Here is a 26,368-nt window from a genome sequence, read left to right on the forward strand (position 1 = left end):
TCTGCTCCTTTACCACTTACTAGTATCAGTATAGCAAAATTCTCCTCTAACTGCTTAGGAAAGACTTCTTAATCAACATAATCTAGTAAATAGGCATAACCTTTTTCTGCCATTTGGTCTTTGGGAATAAAGCGAATAGAGAGACTATTGATACAGTAGCGTAAGCCCCCCTTGTCCTGAGGCCCATCTGTAAAGACATGGCCAAGGTGAGAATCTCCAACTCGGCTTCTCACTTCCATGCGCGTCATATTGTAGGACTTATCTTCCTTGTAGGTAGCAACATCTGGACTGATTGGTTGGGTGAAACTAGGCCAACCACAACCAGACTCAAACTTGTCCTTTGATGAAAAGAGAGGTTCGCCAGTTGCGACATCCACATAGATACCGGATTCAAATTTATCCCAATAGCAGTTTGAAAAGGCCCGTTCTGTTTGATTTTTCTGGGTAACTACATACTCCTCAGGTGACAAGGTCTTCTTCAATTCCTCATCACTTGGTTTAGGATATTTGCTGGCATCGATGACGGGGTAGGCAGCCTGATTGACATTGATATGACAGTAGCCATTTGGATTTTTCTTTAGGTAGTCTTGGTGATAATCCTCAGCCACCACAAAATTCTTCAAGTTTTCCTTTTCAACTGCCAGAGGTTGATCGTATTTCTTAGCCACCTCATCAAAGACTTGATTAATCACCTCTAAATCCTTGTCATCTGTGTAATAAACACCGGTACGGTACTGGGTCCCCACATCATTTCCTTGTTTATTTTTGCTGGTTGGATTAATGATGCGGAAGTAATGAAGCAGGAGTTCCTTGAGGGAAATTTGATTGGCATCATAGGTGACATGGACAGTCTCTGCATGTCCTGTTTGATTGATCAATTCGTACTTGGTTGTTTCCCCTCTACCGTTTGCATAACCTGAAACGGCATCTGTCACTCCGGGAACGCGTGAGAAGTATTCCTCCACTCCCCAGAAACATCCCCCAGCTAGATAAATTTCGTGCAAGTCTGCGTCTTTGCTCACTTCTGTTTTTTTCACTGTTTTTCCTCCTTGGCTAACTGATGCTTTCTCAATTTGCGAGCTATCTGTCTGCCCTGCATTTCGCGTCAATAGAAAATAGAAACCGGTTATGGCTAGGAGAATGACCCCTGCCAAGACAAAAAGTTTTACTTTATCATTCATAGCCTTTCTCTACCCCATTTCTTTCAATTCTTTTAAAATCATATCCTTATCCATAAAACCTGGTTGCGTTTTGACCAGCTTGCCTTCCTTGTCTATAAAGGCTTGAGTCGGATAAGAACGGACACCATAACTTTCCAAGAGTTTACCTGGTGGATCAATTAAAACTGGAAAATTTTTATAATCCAATCCCTTGTACCAATTCTTAAAGTCCGCTTCAGATTGCTCCCCCTTGTGTCCAGGAGACACCACTGTCAAGACCACATAGTCATCACCAGCTTCTTTAGCAATTTCATCCGTATCTGGAAGGCTGGCTAGACAGATGGAACACCAAGAAGCCCAGAATTTGAGATAGACTTTCTTGCCCTTGTAATCAGACAAACGATAGGTCTTGCCATCTACACCTGTCAGTTCAAAATCAGCGACTTCCTGACCTTTAGTCGCAGTTTGTGAACTAACTTGTTCTGTTTTGGATTGCTCCTTCATAGTAGACTCGTCTGACATGTTTTTAGCCGAACAGGCTGCCAAGCAACAGATTGAGCCTACTCCAAGGAGACATGTTTGCCATTTTTTCATTTCTTTTTCCTCTCTATTCAAATAATGTAGTCAAAATGGAAGCATTTCCCAAAAGCACCAAGATTCCCATCAGGATAATGAGGAAACCACCCACTTTTTTGAGGATTCCGAGGTAAGGATGCAGTTTTCGGAAATGTTTCAAAACATAGCTGGAGGCGAGAGCTAGAACTAAAAATGGTAGCGCCAAACCCAGCGTGTAAACCAACATGAGACCAGCTCCCTGCCAAGCACCTGAGCCACCTGAAGCCGCCAAGGCCAAAACAGACCCCAGAACCGGCCCCACACATGGCGTCCAAGCAAAACTAAAGGTCAACCCCAGTAAAAATGCCTGACTATAGCCGTTACCCTTTTGCCCTTGTCTCTTTAATTGTAGCCTTCTTTCCTTGTAGAGCCCCTGCAAATGTAAGACTTCCATCTGGTGCAAGCCCAAGAGAATGATAATCGCACCCGTCACATACTGAAACCAAGAAGCATACAGCAAATTGCCTAAAAAACCAGCTCCATAGCCCAGTAAGATAAAGATAAAAGAGATCCCCGCTATAAAGGCCAGAGTTCGCAATAAACTTACAAGTGAGATTGAAAATTTTCCGCTAGAATCCTGAGCACCATCTTTGTCATCCAACAAGACCCCTGCATAGACAGGTAACAAGGGTAAGATACAAGGAGAAAAGAAGGAAAGAATTCCAGCAAGAAAAACACTGATAAAAAAGATTACATTGTCCATTGCCTTCCTCCATTCTTTGATTTGATAGGACTATTATAGCTCCAAAACTCCAGAAAAAACAGGGACAATGATAGGGAAAAATAGGAATTTAATCAGTTTATTCAGAAATCTGGCACAAAAAAAGTCCCATAAGATCTATAATGAAAAGCGACTAATAATCTCATTAAACTCATCAAACGAAATGCCTTTGGTTTTCGGAATTTTGAAAATTTCAAAAAAAGGATTTTCATCGCTCTCAACATCAAAAAAGAAAGGACGAAATTCGTCCTTTCTCGATCTTAGCTGACTTCAACCCACTACAGTTGACAAAGAGCCCATTTTAATACGTTCCTTCTTCACCTTGACTGGTCAGGATAACAGGGCCGTCTTTGGTAATCACAAACTGGTGTTCATATTGACAAGATAGGCCACCATCAATAGTCTTATGAGCCCAGCCAGTCTTCATATCTGTATCGATTTCCCAGTCACCAGTATTAATCATGGGTTCAATGGTTAGTACCATTCCTTCACGGAGACGGAGTCCACGACCTGCAATACCGTAGTTAGGAACCATTGGCTCTTCGTGCATAGTTGGACCGACACCGTGACCAACCAAATCACGTACGACACCGTAACCGCGACTTTCAGCGTATTCTTGAATGGCTGCACCGATATCACCGATACGATTTCCAACAACTGCTTGCTCAATCCCTTTATACATAGCTTCCTTGGTTACGTCCATCAGGTTTTTCACTTCTTCAGATGGTGTACCAACCGCATAAGCCCAACATGAGTCAGCTAGACCACCAGAATAGCTCTGAGTGTATTTTTTCATTTGCTCAACATTGTTAAAGTTGAGTTTAGATACATTGAGATCGGATTTGGCAATAGGACCTCCCAAAACCATATCAACCTTGAGCAAATCTCCATCTTTCAAGATGTAATGACGTGGAAAAGCATGAGCAACTTCGTCGTTAAGAGAGCAACAAGTGGCATAGGGGTAATCCATGACTGCACCATCCACACCAATCTGTAGAGGAAGGAAATTTTCCTCTTTACAACGTCGACGAACGTACTCTTCAACTTCCCACATATCCACGCCTGGCTTAATCAAATCACGTAAGCCGATATGGATACTTGCTAGGAAATCACCAGCCTTGTCCATGGCTTCGATTTCACGTGCTGATTTTAAAGTTATCATTTTTTCTCCTAGATTCTAATTGATTTTAACTGTAACGTTTGCTTTTGATACAATCTGATGACCATGATAAATGTCATAATCAATAATAGCCGAACGTCTCGTGTGGTGAATAATACGTGCCTGAATCCGCAAAGTATCATCTATCTGAACAGCTTGTAAGAAGTAAATTAGCATCTGCTCAATGATTAAATTGCGTCTGCTATTTGCCACCAAATCCTGTGTCATGTGAGTTAAAATTTCAGCAAGAACACCATTTGCCAAAACTCCGTTCTTCTCAAGCATAAAGGGCTCAACTGTAATCACAACTTCGTCGTGATGATAAGACAACTTTTGACCGATTTGCTCTGAAAAAGTCGGCAAAGCCGAAACCTGAGAGCGACTCATCTTATCCATGACATCTCGTCTCGTTACAACTCCGAGCAAAGTTTGATTGCTTCTCACTACCGGAACCATCTCAAAGTCTTCTGCAATCATTCGTTGACTGACATTGGCAATATTGGTCGCTAATCCTGTCACGAAAATGCTGCGCGTCATCACCTTGTCAATCGTCGTGCTAGGGGATTTGTCCCCTGCGTCACGCATGGTAACAACTCCCACAACCACTTGATGCTGATTGATGACTGGGAAACGACTACTTCGATTCTTGCGGACCAAGTCTAAATAGTCTTTTACTGTATCCGTTTCTCTCAAAAAACCATACTCATGACTGGGACGATAGAGCTTTTCAACTGTCAGAATATCGGTTTTGATTTGAACATTTGAGAGAGCTCTGTTGATCATGGTCGCTACTGTAAAAGTATCATGCTTACTTCTCAGGACAGGAATACCCTTTTTATTGGCAAGAGCTAGTACATCCTCGTGCACATGAAAACCACCCGTCACGAGAACCGCATTTTCATTTTCCAAAGCCAGAAGTTGAATACGAGTACGGTCTCCGACGATTAACAAACCACCATCATTCAGATAGGACAAGATATTCTGCTCTGTCATAGCCCCAATGGAGAATTTGCTAAACTCTCTCTCCAGCCCTTCCTGACCAGCCAAGACTTCAGAGGAGGTGACTTCTGCAATTTCAGCATAGGTCAGTTTTTCAATAGCCACTTTCTGAGATTTGACACGAATGGTTCCACTACGAGGTCGAGTTTCTACAATTCCACGGTTTTCAGCTTCTTTAATGGCACGATAAGCTGTCCCATCACTAACACCTAGGTGATTGGAAATACTGCGAACACTAACTCTCTTCCCTATTGGTAACTCTTCCAGATAACTTAAGATTTCTTGGTGTTTACTCACTGAATTCTCCTTTAACGTATCGAAATTCAAGGTAGTCTCTCATTTTACGAGTATAGCGGTCACTCCCCTTGAATTGGCGAAAGAGATTAAATCCCGATTTTAAGGCTACTTTCTGACTAGCTTGATTCTCTAAATGAGTGATGATGGATAATTGTTTTAAACCAAATTCTTCAAAGGAAAGCTGACAAAGCTTGGTAACCACTTCTGTCATAAAACCTTGAGACCAAGAATCCTTTTTTAAGAAATATCCAATCTCAGCTTCTTTTTTTATTTCGTCTATTTTTTCAAACTTGATGGAACCAATCATTTCCTGATTGGCTTGCTTGCAGATTGCCCAAACACCTAGAGGATTCTTCATAAAATAGTTAGCAAGTGCGTACTGACTTTCTTCCAAACTTGCTTGACTGGGAAAAATAAACTGCAGATTTTCCGGATTTGAAGCAATATCGTAAAACGCTTGACTGTCACTAAAAAAGAAAGGACGCAAATACAAGCGTTCCGTTTCAAAGAAAGAAAACATTGCTAATTTGGTCCAAATATTCATAATCACCTCAACGGCTTAGTCTTCGACGAGTGTAATATCTGCTCCAAGACTACGTAATTTTTCAATAATATCTGAATAGCCACGAAGGATAAACTCAATATTTGTAATTTCAGTCTGGCCTTGAGCCATCAGTCCAGCAATCACAAGTGCAGCACCAGCTCGCAAGTCTGTAGCTTTCACCTTGGCACCATGTAGAATTCGCCCACCAGTGTAGAAAATATGGTCATTTGTAGTCGCAATATCTGCATCCATTTTTGCTAACTCAAAGACATGGTTGACACGTTTTTCGTAAATAGTATCAATAATAGTACCACGACCTTGAGCAGTTAGTAAAAGTGGTGTGATTGGTTGTTGCAAATCGGTTGCAAATCCTGGATAGGGAGCTGTTTTGATATTGATGGCCTTCAAATCAGACTGCTCTTCAACGAAGATACTGTCTTCTGAGACCGTCATACGAACGCCCATTTCTTCTAGTTTGGCGATAAAGCCTTCTAAGTGTTCATAGAGGACGTTGTTAATACGGATTCCTTTACCAACCGCTGCAGCAAGTGATATATAGGTTCCGGCTTCAATACGGTCTGGAATGACTTGGTGGCGCGTTCCATGAAGTTTCTCGACACCATCAATAATGATAATATCAGTCCCCGCACCACGAATGTGGGCCCCCATGTTGTTCAAAAGTGTAGCTACATCGATGATTTCTGGTTCACGAGCTGCATTTTCAATGACAGTACGTCCCTTAGCCTTAACAGCCGCAATCATGGTATTAATCGTTGCACCAACACTGACGGTATCCATGTAAATACTTGCGCCGTGAAGTCCCTTACCTTGGGCAGATAAATTCATATTATCTCCCTCATAGCTCACCTTAGCTCCCATGGCTTCGAAGGCTTTTAAGTGAAGGTCAATCGGACGAGGACCAAGATCACATCCGCCAGGAAGTCCAACCGTGGCTTCACCAAAACGACCTAAAAGACTACCATAGAAATAATAAGAAGCACGAAGGCTATTGATCTTGCCGTAAGGCATTGGAATATTCTGAACACCTCTAGGATCAATCTCCAAAACATCATCGTAGCGTTTTACTTTCGCTCCCATGATTTCCATAATTTCTACAAGACTAGCAACGTCTGAAATATCTGGGACACAATCCAAAGTGACAACATCATCTGCCAGTATAATAGCAGGGATTAATGCTACAACACTATTCTTAGCACCGCTAATGGTGATCTCACCTTGCAATGGATGTCCACCATTGATGACAATTTTTCTCATGTTATACTCTTTCAAAATTTACTAAAAAGGTCTTTACATTCTATTATACCATAGTTCTCCTATTTTTCCCATTTCTGTTTAATAAAATTCTCCCTCTTTTTATCTTCTAAAATAGAAAAAAGACCCATCATACAAGCACAAAAGCTTGGTATGATAGGCTTTTAAAAGTTTAGATTAACGTACTGTACGGATACGCATTGTGTTTGTACGAACAGCTTCTCCAAGTGGCACACCTGCAACGATAATCATATCATCACCAGATTCTACCAAACCTTGTTCTACTGCAATCTTTTCGGCAAGTTCGAACATATCATCAGTGTTTGATGGACGTTCAGTTGTTACTGGGATAACACCCCAGTTCAACATCAATCCACGTTGAGTTAATTCATCGAAAGTGATTGCCAAGATATCTGCATCTGGACGGTATTTAGAAATCAAGCGTGCAGTGTGACCAGTCTTAGTAAGGGTAACAATCAACTTGATATTCATTGAGTTAGTTGCATCCTTAACAGCTGATGCCATAACTTCAGTCTTAGAATTACGTGCCAAGTTAACTGATGACAAACGACCGTATTCTTTCAATAGGGTTTGAGCATTCTTGTCAATTGTTGCCATTGTACGAACAGATTCAAGTGGGTATTTACCGTTTGCAGATTCACCTGAAAGCATTGTTGCGTCAGTTCCGTCAATAACAGCGTTAAATACGTCTGATACTTCTGAACGAGTTGCACGTGGTTTTTCAGTCATTGTTTCAAGCATGTTTGTTGCTGTGATAACAACTTTACCAGCTGCGTTCACTTTAGTGATGATCATTTTTTGGTAAACTGGAACCATTTCGAATGGTACTTCGATACCCATGTCACCACGAGCGATCATGATACCGTCAGCAGCTTCAATGATTTCATCCAAGTTGTCGATACCTTGTTGGTTTTCGATTTTAGCGAACAATTGAACGTGACCGTTACCAGTTTCTTCACAGATTGCACGAACTTCATTCACGTCTTTAGCAGTACGTACAAATGAGATCGCGATGAAGTTGATACCTTGTTCCAAACCGAAACGGATATCATCGTTGTCACGTTCAGCAAGAGCTGGGAAAGGAATTTTAGTGTTAGGGATGTTTACACCTTTTTGTTTAGCGATAATTCCGTCGTTTTCAACTTCTACTTCAAATTCACGAGTTGCATCGTCTTTAGCAACAACACGAAGACCAAGTTTACCATCGTCAACCAATACTTGGCGACCAACTTCAACATCATCGTAGATGTCAAGAGCACCAGCAACGTTCAAAGCAATCACATCGCGAGTTGATTTGATTCCTTGTTTAGTTGCAACACGGATTTTTTCACCAGTTTTGTATGAGTATTCTTTTGCGTCACCTTCAAACAATTCAGTACGGATTTCTGGTCCTTTTGTATCAAGAAGGAAACCAACTTTCTTACCTGCAAGTTTTTCAGCAAGTTTAACAGTTGCCATACGCTCACCTTGTTCTTGGTGGTCACCGTGTGAGAAGTTGAAACGGAAAGTGTTCGCTCCTGCTTCAATCAATTTCGCAATATTTTGAGCTGAAGCTTCAACGTCAAGTTTTTCTCCCCAGTACCCGTCATCACCGAATTTTTTACCACCACGGATTTCTACCGCAGGACCCAAAGTTGCAACGATTTTTACACGTTTGTTCATGATTTTGTGACTCCTTTATATAATTTGACCTTTTATGGTCATTTTACCAGATTAGTTAAAGTTGATTATGACAAGCTTTTGTTCAAGCTAGCAAGTCCAAGATCAGCTTTGTGCGGGTTGTTCACCACGATCTTGCCATCTTCAGTCAAGCTAAACAAAGCTCCCTCTTCTGCTGTCCCAAGAATTGGATTTTCAACCATTTTCTCATTACGAATACCAACAGCTACACCACCGATTCCTTGTTTGAGGAGTTTAACAGCATGTGCTCCCAAGCGTGACGCCAAGACGCGGTCACGCGCAGTTGGTGAACCACCACGTTGGATGTGACCAAGTTCAGTTACACGAAGGTCACTAGTGTCTCCAGCTTCTTTTAGTTTTTGACCAAATTCAGCTGCTGACATAACACCTTCCGCCAAGACGATGATGTTGTGTTTCTTACCGTGTTCATAACCAGCTTTGATGCTAGCTACGATTTCTTCCATGTTGAAGCCTTCTTCAGGAATAATGATTTCATCGGCACCAGTAGCAATACCTGCCCAAAGCGCGATATCACCAGCGTTACGTCCCATTACTTCTACAACGAAAGTACGACGGTGACTTGATGATGTATCACGAATCTTATCAATCGCATCCATTGCAGTCGTAACTGCAGTATCAAATCCAATTGTGAAATCAGTACCTACGATATCATTATCAATTGTACCAGGCAGACCGATAGCTGGGAATCCATGCTCAGTCAAGCGCATAGCTCCGTGATAAGAACCGTCACCACCGATTACAACGACACCTTCGATCCCGTGTTTTTTCAACTGCTCAATCCCTTTAAGTTGACCTTCAAGTTGTGCAAACTCAGGGTAACGAGCAGAGTGAAGGAAAGTACCACCACGTGAAATGATGTCTCCAACTGAAGCAGCATCAAGTGGATAGATTTCACCGGCAACCATCCCTGCGTATCCATCATAGATACCAAAGACTTCCATTCCTTCTGAGATTGCTTGACGAACTACTGCACGGATGGCAGCGTTCATACCAGGGGCGTCTCCACCGCTAGTCAAAACAGCAATACGTTTCATTTGGTTTTGCTCCTTTTTCTTTTAACATTCCTATTGATTATACCACATTTCATTTGAAAATTCTTCTATTTTTCGTATTTTTAGCGATAAATCGTTTTCATAGCAATTCCCTCTAATTTTTCCTGTAAAGCAGGGTCTTTTTTTACAAAATGACAGGAGGAAACAATTGTTTTTTCTTCCTCTACATACCTGATAATGACAGGAATAGGGCCTTTATATTGTTCCAAGATATTTGAAATCTCTTTATCGTTGTCGTGATTTTTAACTTGAATCCAGAATCGTTCAGCGACTGCTTCTTTCAAATCTTGTGCAATCATTTGCAGACGACCATCTCGAGATTGAACTTTACCATTGATATAGTAAAATTTCCCTTCGGATAAAATGGAAGCAAATTTTCTATATTGGTCTGAAAATACAGTTACATCCATCCGAGACTTACTATCATGAACCTGTAGAAAGGCCATACTCTCGCCTTTCTTGGTTCGAATCACTTTAATCTTTTGAACTTCAACTAGGAGAGTGGCTTGAGCTCCCTCGGTTAGATTAGTGATTGGCGTCGTCGGATATAGGGCTTGTTTGGCAAGAGTTTGGAGAGGATGGGCACTAATACCTACCCCGATCAGTTCCTGCTCCTTGTAAAATTTTTCTGCCTCTGTAAAATCATCAGCTTCAGTCCAACTATAGTTTGCATCTGCAAAGAGTCCTCCTAACTCCTCAACAAAGACAAATAGGTTGGGCAGATTCACTAGGATTTTCTGGCGGTTCTTGTCAAATTCATCAAAGAGTCCCAGTTCAACCAAAGGAGTCAAAAGCGATAGTTTCTTGTAATTTTTAGGAAGACGTGTGACGAAATCTTCGATACTTGAGAAAGGACGGTTTTCAATAATCCAGTAAGAAAAATCTCTTGGAAGCCCCTTAATGGCTTTCAAACCAAGATAGATTTTCTTCTGAGCAATTTTATCATGATAGGGAATGCTGTTTATTGCTAAAGGCGCTACTTCAAAGCCCATCTGCAATGCATCTACAATGTAATCACTGCTTGAATAATTCAACATGACTTGGAAGAAAATAGCAGGATAATGGGTTTTAAAATAAGCGAGCTGGAAAGCCAGGGCTGAGTAGGCGTAGGCGTGGGATCTGTTAAATCCATAGCCCGCAAACTTTTCCATCACTGCAAAAACTTGATTGGCTTTTTCTTCAGAATACCCCAATTTCATAGCTCCAGAGATAAAATCTTCCTTCATCAAATGCATCTCTTTAGCATTTTTCTTACCCATGGCTCGTCTGAGAATGTCGGCTTTACCAAGGCTGAAGCCTCCAAAGCGCTGAGCCACCTGCATAACTTGCTCTTGGTAAAGCATAATACCGTAGGTTGATGACAGGATGTCCTCCAAGGCAGAATCCAGCACCGTCACCTTTTCTTTGCCGTGCTTACGAGCGACAAAGTTATCAATATAATCGCTTGCCCCTGGTCTGTTGAGCGAGGTCGTTGCTACTACCTCTTCAAAGACTTGCGGCTGAACTCGTTTCAAGAGTCGAATGGCGCCAGGTTGTTCAAATTGGAAAATCCCCTTGGTATTTCCAGCAGCAAAGAGGGCCAGAGTTTCCTTGTCTTCCAAATCAATCTCTTCGATTTTCAGATGAACACCCTCTGACTCAGCCAGTAATTCCTGCATTTTTTGGACAAAAGTTAAGTTACGCAGACCTAGGAAATCCATTTTTAGAAGTCCATTGGCTTCAACTCCATGAGCATCATACTGGGTGATCAGCATATCCTCACCGTATTTGAGCGGAATATAGTCCGTCAGGTCTTGGTCACTCATAACGACTCCAGCCGCATGGATAGAGGTCTGACGAGGATATCCTTCAATCTTCCGAGCAATCTCAAAAGCTTTTTGATATTCAATCTTACTATTGATGACCTGCCTAAACTGTAAATTCTTTTCATAGGCCGTGGTTAGCGTATCTCGGAAACTAATTTTTTTCGTAATATTTGTTAATTCGTACTCTGGGACACCATAACGTTTGAAAACATCACGAATTGCTTGTTTTGCCCCAAAGGTCGAATAAGTGACAATCTGCGCCACGTGTTGACTACCGTAGCGATCACGAACATAGCGAATGAACTCTGGTCTATAGAGGTCAGGAATGTCGATATCGATATCGGGCATGGTGTAGCGCTCACGATTTAAAAAGCGCTCGAAAATCAAGTTCTTTTCAACCGGGTCAATTCCTGTGATATCAAGTGAGTAAGCCACCAGACTACCAACCGCAGAACCGCGCCCCATTCCCATATAGTAGCCTTGGGAACGTCCAAAACGGAGCAAATCCCAAACCACAAGGAAATAGTCATCAAAGCCCATATCATGAATCACAGCTAATTCCTCATTCAGTCGCTCATGATAGATAGCTGAGGTTATCCCCTTGTCACTCAAGCCTTGCTCAGCTCTTGCTCGAAGCTCTTCCACCGCTGGTCTTTCAGGATTAAAGCGAGGAAGTTTTAAACTTGGATCGATTTGATAGCTTACATTCTCTATCAAATCCTGAAGATTGGCAAGAGCCTGAGGGAAGCGATTTTTAAACCGAGCTTCTAAATCTGAGGCAGGTAGAAAGATTCCCTGTTGTGAATGCAGATCCACTTCTCTCAGGCTGACATTGTCCTTGACTGCTGACAAGATTTGTAAAACCTGTAGGTCTTCTTTTTCAAAAGAGTTGACTTGATAGAGTGGAAGAATGGATCTAGTAAAGACTTCTTGAGGAGTATCTGGACTGACACCGATAAAATAATCATGCCCTAAATCCAGCTGTTCGACCCCATTAAAATAGGGAACAATAATGGCCACATCTTCGAGGTGGGAGGTGAAGTCAGACCAATTTTTCCGTCCAGTCATTTTTAAAGTGGATAACTTCATCAACTCTTGATACCCTTTAGTGGATAGAGCTAGAAAACGGAAAGAAATATTCTCCTCATCTTTGATCAAGGACATTTCAAGACCAATTAAAGGTTGGAGTCCATATTTTCGAGTCACTTCTATAAAATGATAAGCCCCATAGAGATTATCCACATCCATGATAGCAAGGTGAGAATAGCCATACTCTTTAGCCGTTTGAACGTATTTTTCAATCGAAACCACACTTTCCATAAAACTATAAACAGTCTTTGTGTCGAGCTGTGCAATCATTTCTTCTCCCCCTTGCTTTAGATATAGTACTATTATACCATTTTAAAAACTAGAATGAAAAGGTAGAGACCATTCCTTTTAAAGTGACTTCATCGCAGGTCAACAATATCTTTTTTACCTTATTTTTGATATACTAAATTTAGAATATTTTCAAAGGAGAGCGCCATGCGTTTTAATCAATTCAGCTATCTTCACGTTTCTCATTCGCAAGTTTTGCGCGAGTTATCCCAGCTTGGTTTGAAGCTGGCACCAGAACAAGCGTCAAAAAAACAACTTGAACAATTTGTCCGCTGGAATTTTTTCACTTATACCAATACCGATTATGCTCTATCCACTTTGGCTGCGGATAAAGAAACGGATTTATTGAGCTTCTTTCAGTCCGATAAAGAGTTGACTGCTGATATTTTCTATACTGTAGTTTTTCAACTTTTAGGATTTAGCTATCTGGTTGACTTTGAGGATGCTGAACAATTCCGTAAAGAAACTGGATTTCCTATTGTTTATGGAGATCTCATTGAAAATCTTTATCAATTGCTCAATACGAGAACGAAAAAAGGAAATACGCTCATCGACCAACTTGTTAGTGATGGTCTTATTGCAGAAGATAATCACTACCACTACTTTAACGGTAAAAGCTTAGCAACCTTCTCTACTCATAATGTCATTCGTGAAGTCGTGTATGTCGAGAGTCGTGTGGATACTGATAAAGACGGACTCCCTGATTTAGTCAAGGTCAGCATTATTCGCCCTTGTTATGATGGACAAGTTCCTGCTCTTATGACTGCAAGCCCTTATCACCAAGGGACCAACGACAAAGCCAGCGACAAGGCTCTCTACAAAATGGAGGGAGAGCTTGAGGTCAAACCACCCCACACCATCGAGCTTGAGGAACCTAAGCTGAATTTTGTCGAGCCTCATGGTCAAGCAGAAGTCGTCTCAGAAGCTGAAGAGAAGCTAACTCATATCAATAGTTCATACACTCTCAACGACTACTTCCTTCCAAGAGGATTTGCCAATCTCTATGTATCGGGTGTTGGTACCAAGGATTCCCAAGGTCTCATGACCAATGGAGACTACCAGCAGATTGAAGCTTATAAAAATGTCATTGATTGGCTCAATGGTCGTTGTCGTGCTTTCACGGATCACACGCGCAAGCGCCAAGTCAAGGCTGACTGGTCAAATGGAAAAGTCGCAACAACAGGAATTTCCTATCTGGGAACCATGTCTAATGGTCTTGCGACAACTGGTGTTGATGGCTTAGAAGTGATTATCGCTGAAGCAGGTATTTCCTCTTGGTATAACTACTATCGTGAAAATGGTCTGGTGACTAGCCCTGGTGGTTATCCAGGTGAGGATTTTGACTCACTTGCTGAGCTTACCTACTCCCGCAATCTCCTAGCTGGTGACTATATTCGTGCTAATGAAGCTCACCAAGCAGACTTAGAGAAGGTAAAAGAGCAACTGGATCGCAAGACTGGTGACTACAATCAGTTTTGGCATGACCGCAACTATCTGCTCAATGCTCACAAGGTTCAAGCTGAGGTCGTCTTTACGCATGGTTCCCAGGATTGGAACGTCAAACCTCTTCATGTTTACCAGATGTTTCATGCTCTTCCTGACAATATTCTCAAGCACCTCTTTTTCCATCATGGTGCCCATGTCTATATGAACAACTGGCAGTCAATTGACTTCCGCGAATCCATGAATGCCCTCTTAAGCAAGAAATTGTTAGGACTTACAACAGACTATCAACTTCCTACTGTCATCTGGCAAGATAATACTGAGCCTCAAACATGGCATAGTCTCGATGACTTTGGCAAGCAAGATGAACTGCATACCTTCTCTCTTGGAACTGAAGAAAAGGTGATTCAAAACCAGTATGATCAAAAAGATTTTGATCGTTATGGTAAGACTTACCAGACTTTCAATACAGAACTTTACCAAGGAAAAGCCAATCAAATCACCATTGACCTTCCAGTAAGTCAAGACATTCACTTAAATGGGCGAGTGGAGCTGAAACTTCATGTCAAATCAAGTACAAACAAGGGCTTATTATCTGCTCAACTGCTAGAACTTGGACAAAAGAAATATCTACAGCCTTATCCAGCTGTTTTAAGTGCTAGAACCATTGACAACGGTCGCTACCACATGCTTGAAAATCTCTTGGAACTACCTTTCACTCCAAGCGCCCAACGTGTCATCACCAAAGGCTACCTTAATTTACAAAATAGAAATAACTTACTGTTAGTGGAGGATATTACTACAGATGAATGGATGGATGTGCAATTAGAGCTGCAACCAACTATTTACAAGCTGAAAAAAGGTGACACACTTCGCCTTGTTCTCTATACAACCGACTTTGAAATTACAATTCGAGATAATACAGACTACCACTTAACTATTGATTTAACACAGTCTTCTATCACCATCCCCTCATAAAAGGAGCCAGCCTCATATGAATAAATCTGAACATAGACACCAACTCATCCGTGCACTTGTAGCTAAAAATAAGATTCATACACAGGCAGAGTTGCAAGCTTTACTAGCTGAAAACGACATCCAAGTCACACAGGCCACTCTCTCACGCGATATCAAAACCATGAATCTATCAAAGGTTCGCGAAGCAGATCATTCTTATTATGTTTTAAATACTGGTTCCATCTCCAAATGGGAAAAACGCTTGGAAAACTATATGGAAGATGGCTTGGTCATGCTACGCCCTGTCCAGCATCAGGTTGTCCTCAAAACCTTGCCAGGCCTTGCCCAATCGTTTGGAGCTGTTCTCGATGCTCTCAATTTTAAACAAATCATTGCCACCGTATGTGGTGATGATGTCTGCCTTCTTATCTGTGAAAACGCTGAGGAAGCACAGACTTGCTTTGAAATTCTTAAAAAATTTGCGCCACCTTTTTTCTTCAATGACTAAAAAATCCCCCGTGATAAATACGATCACGGGGTTCTGTTTTATCAATGTTGATAGGCTATTTTTCTTCTTTATCAGCCTTCTCATTGCCTTTTTTTTCTCGTGCTAATCTAATAGCACGTTTGGGATTGAGACGATTAAACAATTCTTCTAGTTTCTTTTCATTCCATACATCTGCTGCAGAAACAAAATTTCCATCTGCATCTCGGAATGATATCGGTTTATCTCCCATATCAATCTCCTAGTCTACAAATTCAAACTCAAATTTACCGATTCGGACCAAGTCGCCATCCTTAGCTCCACGCGCACGAAGGGCTTCGTCAACCCCCATACCACGAAGCTGACGGGCAAACTTCATGACAGACTCATCACGGTCAAAGTTGGTCATGTTAAAGAGTTTCATGAGTTTTTCACCAGAAAGTACCCATGTCGCATCATCATCACGACTAATCTCAAAGGCTTTTTCTTCCTCGTCAAAGCCATAGTAAGCTTCTTCTTCCATATCAGACTCGTCATAGAGCAAGAACTCAGGAGTCTTATCCAACAATTCAGCTGTCGCATCCAAAAGGGGTGCCAAACCTTGCTTAGTCAAACCAGAAATAGGGAAGATGGCTGGTAGTTCTTCAAACTCATCGTAGTTTGCTGCCAATTTCTTCTTGAAGGCTTCCAGATTTTCCTGACTTTCAGGCATGTCCATCTTGTTGGCAACGATGATCTGTGGACGTTCCATAAGACGAAGATTGTAGGATTCCAATTCTTTATTGATAGCTAGGTAGTCCTCGTAAGGATCACGTCCTTCGCTAGCCGACATATCGATGACGTGGAGGATAACTCGAGTGCGTTCGATATGACGGAGAAACTGGGTTCCAAGACCAACACCTTGACTGGCCCCTTCAATCAAACCTGGAAGGTCTGCTACTGCAAAAGATTCACCTGACTGTGTACGGACCATCCCTAGATTAGGGACAATAGTCGTAAAGTGGTAGGCACCAATCTTTGGTTTGGCTGAAGTAATGACACTAAGCAAAGTTGACTTTCCGACAGATGGGAAACCGACCAAGCCAACATCCGCCAAGATTTTCAGTTCCAGTTGCAACTCACGTTCTTGACCTGGTTCTCCATTCTCAGAGATTTCAGGTGCAGAATTTTTTGGTGTCGCAAAACGGATGTTTCCTCGGCCACCTCGACCGCCATGAGCCACGATAAATTCTTGACCATGTTCAATCAAGTCTGTAATCACTTTTCCTGTCTCAGCGTCACGTACAGTTGTTCCTTGTGGTACACGAACACGAAGGTCTTCTGCACCACGTCCATGCATTCCTTTGGTCATCCCTTTTTCACCGGATTCGGCCTTAAAATGACGGTTATAGCGGAAATCCATCAAGGTACGCAAGCCTTCGTCTACAACGAAAACAACGTTACCACCACGTCCGCCATCGCCACCCCAAGGACCGCCATTCGGGACATACTTTTCACGGCGAAAGGCAACCATACCATCGCCACCATTACCAGCCTTGACCTTGATCTTGGCTGTATCTAAAAACATACTCATATTTTCTTCTCACTTTAAAAAGGACTGGAAAATCCAGTCATTAGTTATTGTTTCTATCTTAGCAACTTGCTTAGAATCTGCTAAAAGCTCCAAGCGCTGTCGCAAAGATACCAGCAAGGGTTACAAACAACATAATTAGCACGACAAAAAGCGTTACTTTTTCAAACATTGTTTTTTTACGTTTTCCATTATCTCCAAAAGCCATCTGGACTCCTTTTTATTTCTCTTTGTTCTATTCTGATTCTCTTTTAATATTCGCTAGAAACAGGTGCAATTACCCATAAAATCAAGTAAGCAAGTACCCCTGCCCCATAACAAAAGGCAAGAACGCCCCAAATCACACGTACAATGGTAGGGTCAATATCAAAATAGTGGGCTACACCTGCGCAAACGCCTCCAATTTTTTGATCTCTACCACTTCTCATAAATTTTTTTGCCATATTTTATTCTCCTATATTTTTACTAATCTCTCCAGTAATCCCGGATGCTAGACAATTGCTCTTTAGAAGCCTTTAATATTCGTTTGGACTCTTTAACTGGAGCTGAAACAGCCTGCTGAGGTAAGTACAAAATAGTTTTTAAGAATCGCTGTGTCATGGGTTCGTCGCCACGTAGTTCCTGCTCAAATTTATTTGAAATCATCGCATCGAGATAAAACTCATGAACTCGCTTCCCAAAATTCTCAGCCGAAATCTCGTACAACTTGTCAGCCAACTTCTGCTCATTCATATCTGGAGTGGCGATCAAGGCCTCCAAGATTGCACCTGCAAGATCGTGCTCTCCATAGTAGAGGGTTCCAAACATTTTGTCACTGATCAGATTATCCAGATAAGGATTGCCATGAGCGATAACAGGCGTTCCACTGGCTAGACTCTCTAGATAAGTCAAGCCTTGGGTTTCACTAGTGGATGCAGAGATAAAGAAATCAGCCGCTTTATAGTATAAGGCTGTCTCACTTGGAGCAATCATACCAGTAAAAATCACATGATCTTGGATCTGCAATTTCACTGCTTGTTCCTTCAGACTGTCCAGATAAGGACCATCACCTGCAACAACAAGTTTCACCTTGTCTTCTTCTTTCAATACCTCAACAAAGGCATCTAGGACTGCTTGGATATTCTTCTCATAGGAGATACGAGAAAGACTCAGTAACATTTTCTCGCCTTCCTGAATACCTAACTTCGAACGAAGTTCTTGCAAGTTTTCCTTTTTGATCTCAGGTCGTTCAAACTTAGCCAGCTCAATTCCAGTTGGGATGACACGCTTTTCAACCTTGACTTTGTATTTAGATAAAAGGTCACGAACAATCTCACTAGGGCAAATCACGCCATCTACATCATGAAGGAAGCCACGCACCAGATATTTTACCATACTTGGCCGAATCAGCATGCCTTTAGCAATGTAATGCACATAGTCTTCGTACTGGGTATGGTAGGTATGAATAACTGGAATTTTCAATTCTCTCGCAATCCAAATCCCTAACAAACCAAGTGAAAATTCTGTCTGGGTATGAATGATGTCAAGTTGATACTGCTTGGCAATTTCAAGCGCCTTTGTAAAACCTCGGTAGGCAAATCGTCGATCCTTAAATGCAAAGAAAGGGACACTCGGAATGCGAATAATTTGCCAATCCTCGTATCGGTTCACGTCTTTATCAGTCGTTGTAAAGATAAAAACTGCATGCCCTTGCTTTTCAAGCTCAGTCTTCAAAGTTCGAATACTAGTCGCAACCCCGGAAACTTGAGGGAAATAGGTATCTGTAAATAAACCAATTCTCATAAATTACCTCACTTTTTGCCCAAAGCAGCCTGTTCTCGATAAAATTTTAGCCAGATTTCCAACAAATGCTCCTCGGAATACTCTTTAGAAATCTCTCTAGCTTTTTCTTTCAAGTCTTTCAACTTTTCAGGATGATCTTTGTATTCGAGAATGGCTTCTCTCATCTCTGAAACATCACTTGTTGCACGATAATTCCCTTCAAGGATGACCTTGTATAGATCTAAATCCCTCAACATAATCGGTGCTTCACAGCTAGCCGCCTCTAGGATGGTCATAGGGAATAATTCATTGTAACTTGGTAGCAAGAATAGATCCGCCATAGCGTAAAGTTCCCGCATCCGTTCCGGTGACACAATTCCAGGGAAAATAAGATTTTTTGGTGGATTGTCCATAATCTTCTTGTAGCGTTCATAACCATCTGTCATCCCACCAAATGAAAAACCACCTGCCCAGATAAAGGTAATTTCTGGTAATTCCTCAGCTAGGCGGATAAAATCATCTATCCCTTTTCGTTTCTGAACTTGACCTGCACCGACTACGACAAACTGATCTTCCGCTAGATCCATTTCTTTACGAAGTTGTGCAACTTGTTCAGCTGGCAATGGATGCCATTTTTCTTTGTTTACAAAATTTGGGATGTAAGTTACTTTTTCACGCGGAATTCCAGCAGCCACCAAATCCTCGATAAACATAGGATTGACCACCACCAAGTGTTCCATTCGGTTGTAAAATGAAAAAACATAGCGTTTGACAATTCCTTTTAGGAAAAATGGAATCTTCAAACTCCCCTCAAGCGTATCAGGCAAGAAATGCACATAGCCAATTTTTCTCCCAGAGCGTTTCTTTTGGAAAGTAGATAAATAATAGGGGAAATCAATAGTATGAAAGTGGGTCACATCTGCCTCTACAGGAAGATTCTCTGTAACAATCAACTGGTCTTTGGCATCTCGATGTAGGAGGCGTACCAACTCACGGTAGGCGCCTGATACTCCTTGACCAGCTACTTTTTCACTTGAACTTAGCATATTGACACGCAATTTTTCGTTTTCCATACCATTCATTATACCATTTTATTTCCAGAAAATCAGCAAAAGAAAGAAGAGACCAAAGGAAAAAGGATAAATTCACCCTATTTTCCAATCGTCTCTCTCATTTTTCTTAGTCTTTATTTAATTCCTAGGGCGATACGCGCGTATCGGCTCATTTTTTCAACTGTCCAAGCTGGATACCAGACCAATTTAACTTCGGTATTAGTTACCTCAGGCACATCTGTCATCGCATCGTGTATCTGGTCTGTCAAAAGGTCAGCCAGTGGGCAGCCCATAGTTGTCAAGGTCATATCAATTTCAGTGTGACCTGTTTCACCATCAAAACGAATTTCATAAATTAAACCTAGGTTGACAATATCAATCCCCAACTCAGGGTCGATGACTTCTTCCAAGGCATTTAAAATGCGTGTTTTGATCGTTTCAATTTGCTCTTCTGTATAAGCCATGTTATTCCTCACTCTTAATCTTCAATAAAATCACGAAGGGGTTTGCTGCGACTTGGTTGGCGCAATTTTCTCAAAGCCTTGGCCTCGATCTGACGGATACGCTCACGAGTCACGTTAAAGACTTTGCCAACATCTTCAAGGGTACGCATTTTTCCATCGTCCAAACCAAAGCGCAAGCGCAAGACGTTTTCTTCACGGTCTGTGAGAGTATCCAAGACTTCATCCAACTGCTCACGCAAAACGATACGAGTTGTGTAGTCTACTGGATTTTCAATCACTTCGTCTTCGATAAAGTCCCCAAGATGGCTATCGTCCTCTTCTCCAATCGGTGTTTCAAGTGATACTGGTTCTTGAGCGATTTTCAAGATTTCACGGACCTTGTCAGGTGTCATATCCATACGCTCAGCGATTTGTTCAGGAGTTGGATCTTGCCCCAATTCTTGAAGGAGGTTACGCTGTTCACGGACAAGCTTGTTAATGGTTTCCACCATGTGGACAGGGATACGAATAGTGCGGGCCTGGTCAGCGATGGCACGGGTAATCGCCTGACGAATCCACCAAGTTGCATAAGTTGAGAACTTAAATCCTTTTGAATAGTCAAACTTGTCAACGGCCTTCATCAAGCCCATGTTTCCTTCTTGGATCAAGTCAAGAAACTGCATGCCACGCCCTACGTAGCGCTTAGCGATCGAAACCACCAAACGAAGGTTGGCTTCCGCAAGACGTTGTTTGGCTTCGATATCACCAGCCTCAACTGCTAGGGCCAATTCTTTTTCCTCTTCGTTGGTCAAGAGAGGAACGACCCCGATTTCCTTCAAATACATACGGACTGGGTCATTAACCTTGGCAGAGGTTGAGCCAATCAAATCCTCATCACTGAGTTCTGGTTCTTCTTCCGCACTAAGAACACGCGCGCTTGGATTTCCTTCGTTGTCTGTGATAGAAATTCCAGCATCTTGAATCCGTTGCAAAAGGTCTTCAATGCCGTCTGCATCCAGGGTAAAAGGAATAACTAGACTTGAATTGATTTCGTCGTCTGTTGCTGTTCCTGTTTTTTTGTGGTTACGGATAAAGTCTGCTACTTGCACATCAAATGTGGTTACTTCTTTTTGTTTTGTTGCCATTATTACTCCATTCTTCTCTTTTGGGAAATCAATCGTTGCAATTCTTCCAAGGCAGTGTCTGTATCTCCTACATGACTAGCTTCTTGCACTTTCTTTTTAATTCGTAAGTTGTCCTTGCTGAGGAGGGCACGGTTTCGAGTCTCTTCGACTTCAGAAAGTTCTTCAGGCGACATCTCAGCTGGCAAATCTAGACCAAGAACATGGTACCAAGCATTTTCAACCTCAGGCGTCTGATGAGAAAGCTCCTCTGAACCGATTTCTCCCTCTACACTTAACAATTCGTAAAGAATCTGAAATTCTGGGGTATCAAAGAAAAAATCTTCTCTTAATCTGTAGTCATTTAAAACAACTGGATTTTCAGCCATCCTATAGAGGAGATGAGCCTCTGCTCTCATGACTGCTGTCAATTGTCGCGTTACAGGTATACTAATCGCTGCTGGAGGTTGCTCCTCTTTGACTCTTTCCTGCCTCTGAACAATGCGACTTTCATTTACAATCTGTTCTACCTGCTGGTAATCAAAGGAAGGTAGGTTATCCGCCAGAATGTGGATGTAAGAATTCTGGGCAGTGATAGACTTTTCTTTGGCGATTAGGGGTGCAATCTTTTCAATGAACTCAATTTGCGCCTGCAAGTTATCACTATTTTCCGGCTTGAGCTGGTGAATATAGAACTCTATAGGACTAATCCGAGTCTTTGTTAAGAGGTAAGCCAGATCTTCAGCAGAATTCTTTTGCAAATACTCATCTGGGTCCATGGCATCAGGTACTCGAACAACCTCCACTGAGAAATCTTTTAATTCTTCCAGAGCTTTGGCTGTTGCTGCCTGTCCTGCCTTATCGCCATCATAGCTGAGAACTATCTTTTTGGTAAAGCGTTTGAGGTGGTCAACATGCTCCTTGCTTAAGGCTGTTCCCATGGAAGCTACAGCATTTTCTATACCAGCACGGTAGGCTGCGATAACATCCATGAAGCCTTCCATCAAATAGAGTTCTGTGATTTTACCTGTTCCCTTTTTAGCCTTGTCCAAATGATACAATTCATAACTCTTGTTAAAAATTGCAGTTGAACGACTATTTTTATACTTGGCAGTCTGACTATCAGTTTCTTGCCAGACACGACCAGAAAAGGCAATAACCTGCCCCTTGTCATTGGTCAAAGGAAAGATGATCCGTCCGAAAAAGGTATCATAAAACTGATTGCCATCTGACAGATAAAACAAGCCAGAATCCAATAAATCCTTTTCCTCAAACTTGTCAGATAAACGTTGGTAGAGATAGGTTCTCTCTGCTGGAGCCAGTCCAATCTGGAAATGCTTCAAAACATCGTCTGTCAATCCACGTTTGTAGAGATAAGCTCTTGCTTCTTCTCCCATCTTTGTCGTCATGAGGATGGCATGGTAAAAACGGGCAGCTTCTTCATGCATATCATATAGAGCTTGATGAGGGGAAGCTTGTTGAGGACGAGACTGTACAGGCATAGCTAGTTGAATACCGACGCGCTCACCTAAGAGCTGAACGGCTTCCATAAAGGACACACCTTGGTATTCTTCGATGAACTTAAAAACATCTCCTGAGCGCCCACAACCGAAACAATGGTAAAACTGCTTGTCTTCCACAACGTTGAAAGAGGGGGTCTTTTCACCATGAAAAGGACAGAGCCCCAAATAGTTCCGTCCAGCCTTTTGTAAAGAAATTACATCACCTATGACTTCCACAATGTTGGCATTGTTTTTGATTTCTTCAATGACTTGCTTGTCAACCATACACAATACCTCCATCTTATCATAGTTTCACGTAAACTAGTATAGCTTATTTCTGAAAAAAAGTAAACCATTTCATACGCTTTCCGTAATTCTCTTTGCCTTATTCTTCTATATAGAAAGAGGAGATAAAAAACTCAGAAACACTTTAATGCTTCTAAGTTTCTCTTCTCTATTTTTTGATGATTATTTAACTCATCTATTCAAATAATTGATAGTAGTCTGAGATTTTCATCTTAGCTTTTTCTTCTTTATTGAGGTCTTGGATGATACGGCCTTCCTTCATGACTATCAGACGATTTCCATACTTCAGTGCATCCTCCATATGGTGGGTAATCATCAAGGCTGTTAGATGATCCTTGCTGACAAAGTCATCTGTTAACTCCATCAAAGCAACACTGGTCTTTGGGTCGAGAGCTGCTGTGTGTTCATCCAACAAGAGCAACTCTGGTCGCTTCAAGGTTGCCATCAAGAGACTCAAGGCCTGACGTTGTCCACCTGAAAGAAACTCAATCGGAGTGTCCAGATGTTTTTCAAGCCCATTTCCCACTTTTTCAATGGTTGTCTGAAATTCTTCTCTATGGCTTGAAAGTCTCCTAGGAAGGAGTCCTCTCTTCTCACCACGATACTTGGCAATCAAGAGATTTTCCGCCACCGTCATACGAGGAGCCGTACCCATTTTAGGATCCTGAAAGACACGAGACAGGTACTTAGCCCGCTTTTCAGGTGAAAAATGCGTCACATCCTCGCCCATGATACGGATACTTCCACTTGTTAAAGGTAGGGTACCTGCAATAGTGTTAAAAAGAGTTGACTTTCCAGCTCCATTTCCACCTAGGATGGTAATGAAATCATGTTCGAAAATTTCAAGAGAAACATCATTTAGAATGATTTTTTCCTCGTCAAAGCCATTCGTGATGACTTTGGTAGCATTTTTTAATTCTACAATTGCTGTCATTTGCTAAACTTGACTCCTTTCAGGTATTTGCTTTTGAAGGTTGGAATCATAAGGCAAACTGCCAAAATCAAGGCGCTGTACAAACGAAGATAACTTGTATTAAATCCAAGAGCAATCACTCCCCATACGAGGAACTGATAAGCGATAGAACCTACAACGATGGTCATAAGTCGCTCCGCTAGGGTCAAACTCTTGAACAAAACCTCACCAATAATCAAGCTAGCAAGCCCTACGACAATCACGCCGATTCCTCGAGAAACATCCGCGTATCCTTCTTGTTGAGCAATTAAGGCTCCTGCAAGTGCGATGATCCCATTTGAGAGAACCAAGCCCATAAGTTCCATCCGTCCTGTATTGATACCAAAGCTACGAGCCATATCGGGATTGTCACCTGTAGCGATGTAGGCCTGACCTAGTTTGGTATCTAGGAAAAAGAGCATAAGGCCAATAACAAGAGCTACAAAGATTAATCCAGTCAGGAGTTGGTTAAGGTCTGAATCAAAAGGTAAGACATCCTGAATTTGCTTAGTTCCAAGAAGCCCCAGATTGGCACGTCCCATAATCATCAGCATGATGGAATGGCAAGAAGTCATGACCAAAATTCCTGATAAGAGAGTTGGTATTTTACCTTTGGTGTATAAGAGACCTGTTGCCATACCAGCTAGGCAGCCCACTCCTACTGCAGCCAAGGTCGCTAAAAATGGATTCACCCCTTGTGTTATCAAGGTTACAGCTACTGCTCCCCCTAGTGGGAAAGAGCCCTCAGTCGTCATATCCGGAAAATTTAAAATTCGAAAGGTCATAAAGATTCCCAAACCTAAAATCGCCCACACCATTCCCTGAGAAATAATGGATACTATCATATTCTTTCACTCATTTCTTTCTTTAGTAAAAATGGGAGGAGATGTCCCCAACTCCTCCTTTTTCATTATTCAATCACTTGCCCTGCTTCTTTTAGAACAGACTCAGGAATAGTGATTCCAAGTTCTTGCGCTAGTTTTTTGTTGATAACTGACTTACCAGTTGAAAAGACATTAACTGGCGTATCAGCTGGTTTTTCACCTTTCAAAACTTTAGCAATCATCTTACCAGTAGCCACTCCAAGGTCGTGTTGGTCAACTACTACAGATGCCAGACCTCCCGCTTCTACCATGGCAGTTGCGCTTGGGTAGATTGGTTTTTTAGCTGTTTGGTTGCTTGATACAACTGTTGGGAAGGCTGATGCGATGGTGTTGTCAATTGGAACCCAGATAGCGTCGACCTTGCTGGTCATAACATTAACTGTTGAAGCAATTTCGTTAGTCGAAGGAACGGCAAAGGTTTCGACTGTCAAACCTGCTTTTTCAGCATAAGCCTTGAATTCTTCTACCTGTGTTTTTGAGTTATCTTCGCTACTTGAGTAAAGAGCACCGATTGTTTTAACATTTGGTGTGAGAGCTTTAATCAACTCTACTTGTTGTTCAGCAGGGTTGTGGTCTGATACCCCTGTGATGTTGCCACCTGGTTTTTTCAAATCTTTGACCAAGTTAGCACCGATTGGGTCTGTAATAGCAGCCATGATAACTGGTAGGTCTTTCGTAACGCTAGCTAAACCTTGAGCCGCTGGTGTCGCAATCCCAACAACAACGTCATTTCCATTTGCTACTAACTGCTTACTCATGGTTGCAACCTTGCTCTGATCCCCTTCAGAGTTCATAAAGTCGATTTTCACTTGGTCACCTTTATAGCCTTCTTCAGCTAGTCCATCTTGAATCCCTTGGTAAATCAAGTCCAAGGATGGGTGACTAACAAATTGAAGAACACCAACCTTAGCAACTTTTTGCTCCACCTTAGCTGCTGGCTTGTTCATAGATGAATAGATCAAACTAGCCACTACCAATACTGCTAATCCAGCGATAATTCCAATTAAACGTTTATTTTTCATATTTTTTCTCCTTTAAATCACTTGTAGTATACTCTTTTCACTCAAAACAAGCGACGCCATCGTTTAAATTCCATCATCATCCTCCAACAAAAAAGTCCTCACACAAAAAACTTGTGTGAGGACGTCGATGCGCGGTGCCACCTCAATT

At 41.8% G+C, this 26,368-nt stretch carries 24 protein-coding genes, 1 pseudogene and 1 other annotated feature (1 of these 26 running past the window's edge); of the genes and pseudogenes, 3 read left to right on the top strand and 22 right to left on the bottom strand.

Features of this window, described 5'->3' with window-relative positions; all coding sequences use genetic code 11:
• Window positions 1-68 precede the first annotated feature (68 nt).
• From msrB to ccdA2, 3 genes are read right to left on the bottom strand one after another with little or no spacing between them, the layout of a single operon-like run.
• On the bottom strand, window positions 69-1,181 hold the full coding sequence (gene msrB / locus D8803_RS07125; protein ID WP_125453619.1) for a peptide-methionine (R)-S-oxide reductase MsrB: 1,113 nt from the start codon (window positions 1,179-1,181) through the stop codon (window positions 69-71).
• Window positions 1,182-1,190: 9 nt separating this feature from the next.
• Window positions 1,191-1,754: a redoxin family protein gene (locus D8803_RS07130; protein ID WP_061416741.1), complete on the bottom strand. Its 564-nt coding sequence runs from the start codon at window positions 1,752-1,754 to the stop codon at window positions 1,191-1,193.
• 13 nt (window positions 1,755-1,767) lie between these two features.
• Entirely contained in the window at window positions 1,768-2,478 is a 711-nt protein-coding gene (ccdA2, locus tag D8803_RS07135; RefSeq protein ID WP_125453620.1) for a thiol-disulfide oxidoreductase-associated membrane protein CcdA2, read from the bottom strand.
• 144 nt (window positions 2,479-2,622) lie between these two features.
• Here ccdA2 and D8803_RS07140 point away from each other — a divergent pair.
• Window positions 2,623-2,760: pseudogene (locus D8803_RS07140) on the top strand (transposase); the annotation flags it as partial.
• A gap of 37 nt (window positions 2,761-2,797) precedes the next feature.
• On the opposite strand, the gene D8803_RS07145 reads toward D8803_RS07140, so the two are convergent.
• The 7 genes from D8803_RS07145 to D8803_RS07175 all read right to left on the bottom strand — a co-directional run bounded on the left by D8803_RS07145 (window position 2,798) and on the right by D8803_RS07175 (window position 12,705).
• Window positions 2,798-3,658, bottom strand: a complete 861-nt coding sequence (locus tag D8803_RS07145) for a methionyl aminopeptidase (protein ID WP_125453621.1) — start codon at window positions 3,656-3,658, stop codon at window positions 2,798-2,800.
• A gap of 15 nt (window positions 3,659-3,673) precedes the next feature.
• Complete coding sequence (gene spxR, locus D8803_RS07150; protein WP_131200696.1) at window positions 3,674-4,951, bottom strand: CBS-HotDog domain-containing transcription factor SpxR; 1,278 nt, start codon at window positions 4,949-4,951, stop codon at window positions 3,674-3,676.
• The gene (locus tag D8803_RS07155) at window positions 4,944-5,495 is read right to left on the bottom strand and encodes a GNAT family N-acetyltransferase (protein WP_131200697.1); all 552 of its coding nucleotides are present in this window, start codon (window positions 5,493-5,495) and stop codon (window positions 4,944-4,946) included. The genes spxR and D8803_RS07155 overlap by 8 nt, the downstream gene beginning before the upstream one ends.
• A 15-nt stretch (window positions 5,496-5,510) precedes the next feature.
• Window positions 5,511-6,770, bottom strand: coding sequence for a UDP-N-acetylglucosamine 1-carboxyvinyltransferase (locus D8803_RS07160; RefSeq protein ID WP_061416732.1), 1,260 nt, complete (start codon window positions 6,768-6,770; stop codon window positions 5,511-5,513).
• A 174-nt stretch (window positions 6,771-6,944) separates the two neighbouring features.
• The gene (pyk, locus tag D8803_RS07165; protein WP_125453624.1) at window positions 6,945-8,450 is read right to left on the bottom strand and encodes a pyruvate kinase; all 1,506 of its coding nucleotides are present in this window, start codon (window positions 8,448-8,450) and stop codon (window positions 6,945-6,947) included.
• Window positions 8,451-8,515: 65 nt separating this feature from the next.
• Window positions 8,516-9,523 (bottom strand): 6-phosphofructokinase, encoded by a 1,008-nt coding sequence (gene pfkA, locus D8803_RS07170; RefSeq protein WP_125453625.1) that lies wholly within the window; start codon window positions 9,521-9,523, stop codon window positions 8,516-8,518.
• Window positions 9,524-9,603: 80 nt separating this feature from the next.
• Window positions 9,604-12,705, bottom strand: coding sequence for a DNA polymerase III subunit alpha (locus D8803_RS07175; protein WP_131200698.1), 3,102 nt, complete (start codon window positions 12,703-12,705; stop codon window positions 9,604-9,606).
• A 165-nt stretch (window positions 12,706-12,870) separates the two neighbouring features.
• On the opposite strand from D8803_RS07175, the gene D8803_RS07180 reads away from it, so the two are divergent.
• Window positions 12,871-15,144, top strand: coding sequence for a Xaa-Pro dipeptidyl-peptidase (locus tag D8803_RS07180; RefSeq protein ID WP_131200699.1), 2,274 nt, complete (start codon window positions 12,871-12,873; stop codon window positions 15,142-15,144).
• Window positions 15,145-15,160: 16 nt separating this feature from the next.
• A complete protein-coding gene (locus D8803_RS07185) occupies window positions 15,161-15,631 on the top strand; it encodes an arginine repressor (protein ID WP_001043006.1) in 471 nt (156 codons plus the stop codon).
• A 55-nt stretch (window positions 15,632-15,686) separates the two neighbouring features.
• On the opposite strand, the gene D8803_RS07190 is transcribed toward D8803_RS07185, so the two are convergent.
• The 12 genes from D8803_RS07190 to trpX form a co-directional block, all read right to left on the bottom strand.
• Window positions 15,687-15,860: a hypothetical protein gene (locus D8803_RS07190; RefSeq protein ID WP_061416725.1), complete on the bottom strand. Its 174-nt coding sequence runs from the start codon at window positions 15,858-15,860 to the stop codon at window positions 15,687-15,689.
• 9 nt (window positions 15,861-15,869) lie between these two features.
• Window positions 15,870-17,180, bottom strand: a complete 1,311-nt coding sequence (gene obgE / locus D8803_RS07195) for a GTPase ObgE (protein ID WP_131200700.1) — start codon at window positions 17,178-17,180, stop codon at window positions 15,870-15,872.
• A gap of 70 nt (window positions 17,181-17,250) precedes the next feature.
• The gene (locus D8803_RS07200) at window positions 17,251-17,385 is read right to left on the bottom strand and encodes a DUF4044 domain-containing protein (RefSeq protein WP_000863854.1); all 135 of its coding nucleotides are present in this window, start codon (window positions 17,383-17,385) and stop codon (window positions 17,251-17,253) included.
• Between the two features lie 43 nt (window positions 17,386-17,428).
• On the bottom strand, window positions 17,429-17,620 hold the full coding sequence (locus D8803_RS07205; protein WP_001074503.1) for a PspC domain-containing protein: 192 nt from the start codon (window positions 17,618-17,620) through the stop codon (window positions 17,429-17,431).
• 22 nt (window positions 17,621-17,642) lie between these two features.
• Entirely contained in the window at window positions 17,643-18,959 is a 1,317-nt protein-coding gene (locus D8803_RS07210; RefSeq protein WP_061416721.1) for a glycosyltransferase family 4 protein, read from the bottom strand.
• Between the two features lie 8 nt (window positions 18,960-18,967).
• Window positions 18,968-20,011, bottom strand: a complete 1,044-nt coding sequence (locus tag D8803_RS07215) for a glycosyltransferase family 4 protein (RefSeq protein WP_190316811.1) — start codon at window positions 20,009-20,011, stop codon at window positions 18,968-18,970.
• Window positions 20,012-20,124: 113 nt separating this feature from the next.
• Window positions 20,125-20,454 (bottom strand): metal-sulfur cluster assembly factor, encoded by a 330-nt coding sequence (locus D8803_RS07220; protein ID WP_000331930.1) that lies wholly within the window; start codon window positions 20,452-20,454, stop codon window positions 20,125-20,127.
• Window positions 20,455-20,468: 14 nt separating this feature from the next.
• The gene (gene rpoD / locus D8803_RS07225; protein ID WP_000201892.1) at window positions 20,469-21,578 is read right to left on the bottom strand and encodes an RNA polymerase sigma factor RpoD; all 1,110 of its coding nucleotides are present in this window, start codon (window positions 21,576-21,578) and stop codon (window positions 20,469-20,471) included.
• 2 nt (window positions 21,579-21,580) lie between these two features.
• Complete coding sequence (gene dnaG / locus D8803_RS07230; RefSeq protein WP_131200701.1) at window positions 21,581-23,341, bottom strand: DNA primase; 1,761 nt, start codon at window positions 23,339-23,341, stop codon at window positions 21,581-21,583.
• A gap of 196 nt (window positions 23,342-23,537) precedes the next feature.
• Window positions 23,538-24,296: an ABC transporter ATP-binding protein gene (locus D8803_RS07235; protein ID WP_131200702.1), complete on the bottom strand. Its 759-nt coding sequence runs from the start codon at window positions 24,294-24,296 to the stop codon at window positions 23,538-23,540.
• The gene (locus tag D8803_RS07240) at window positions 24,293-25,159 is read right to left on the bottom strand and encodes an ABC transporter permease (RefSeq protein ID WP_000637257.1); all 867 of its coding nucleotides are present in this window, start codon (window positions 25,157-25,159) and stop codon (window positions 24,293-24,295) included. Before D8803_RS07240 ends, D8803_RS07235 begins: the two co-directional genes overlap by 4 nt.
• Window positions 25,160-25,224: 65 nt before the next feature.
• Entirely contained in the window at window positions 25,225-26,220 is a 996-nt protein-coding gene (gene trpX / locus D8803_RS07245) for a tryptophan ABC transporter substrate-binding protein (RefSeq protein WP_131200703.1), read from the bottom strand.
• A gap of 114 nt (window positions 26,221-26,334) precedes the next feature.
• Window positions 26,335-26,368 (bottom strand) — a binding site (T-box leader); it runs 183 nt beyond the window's last position.

It is taken from the genome of Streptococcus oralis (genome assembly GCF_003943385.1).
In the GTDB taxonomy this organism is placed as follows: Bacteria; Bacillota; Bacilli; order Lactobacillales; family Streptococcaceae; genus Streptococcus; species Streptococcus oralis_CA.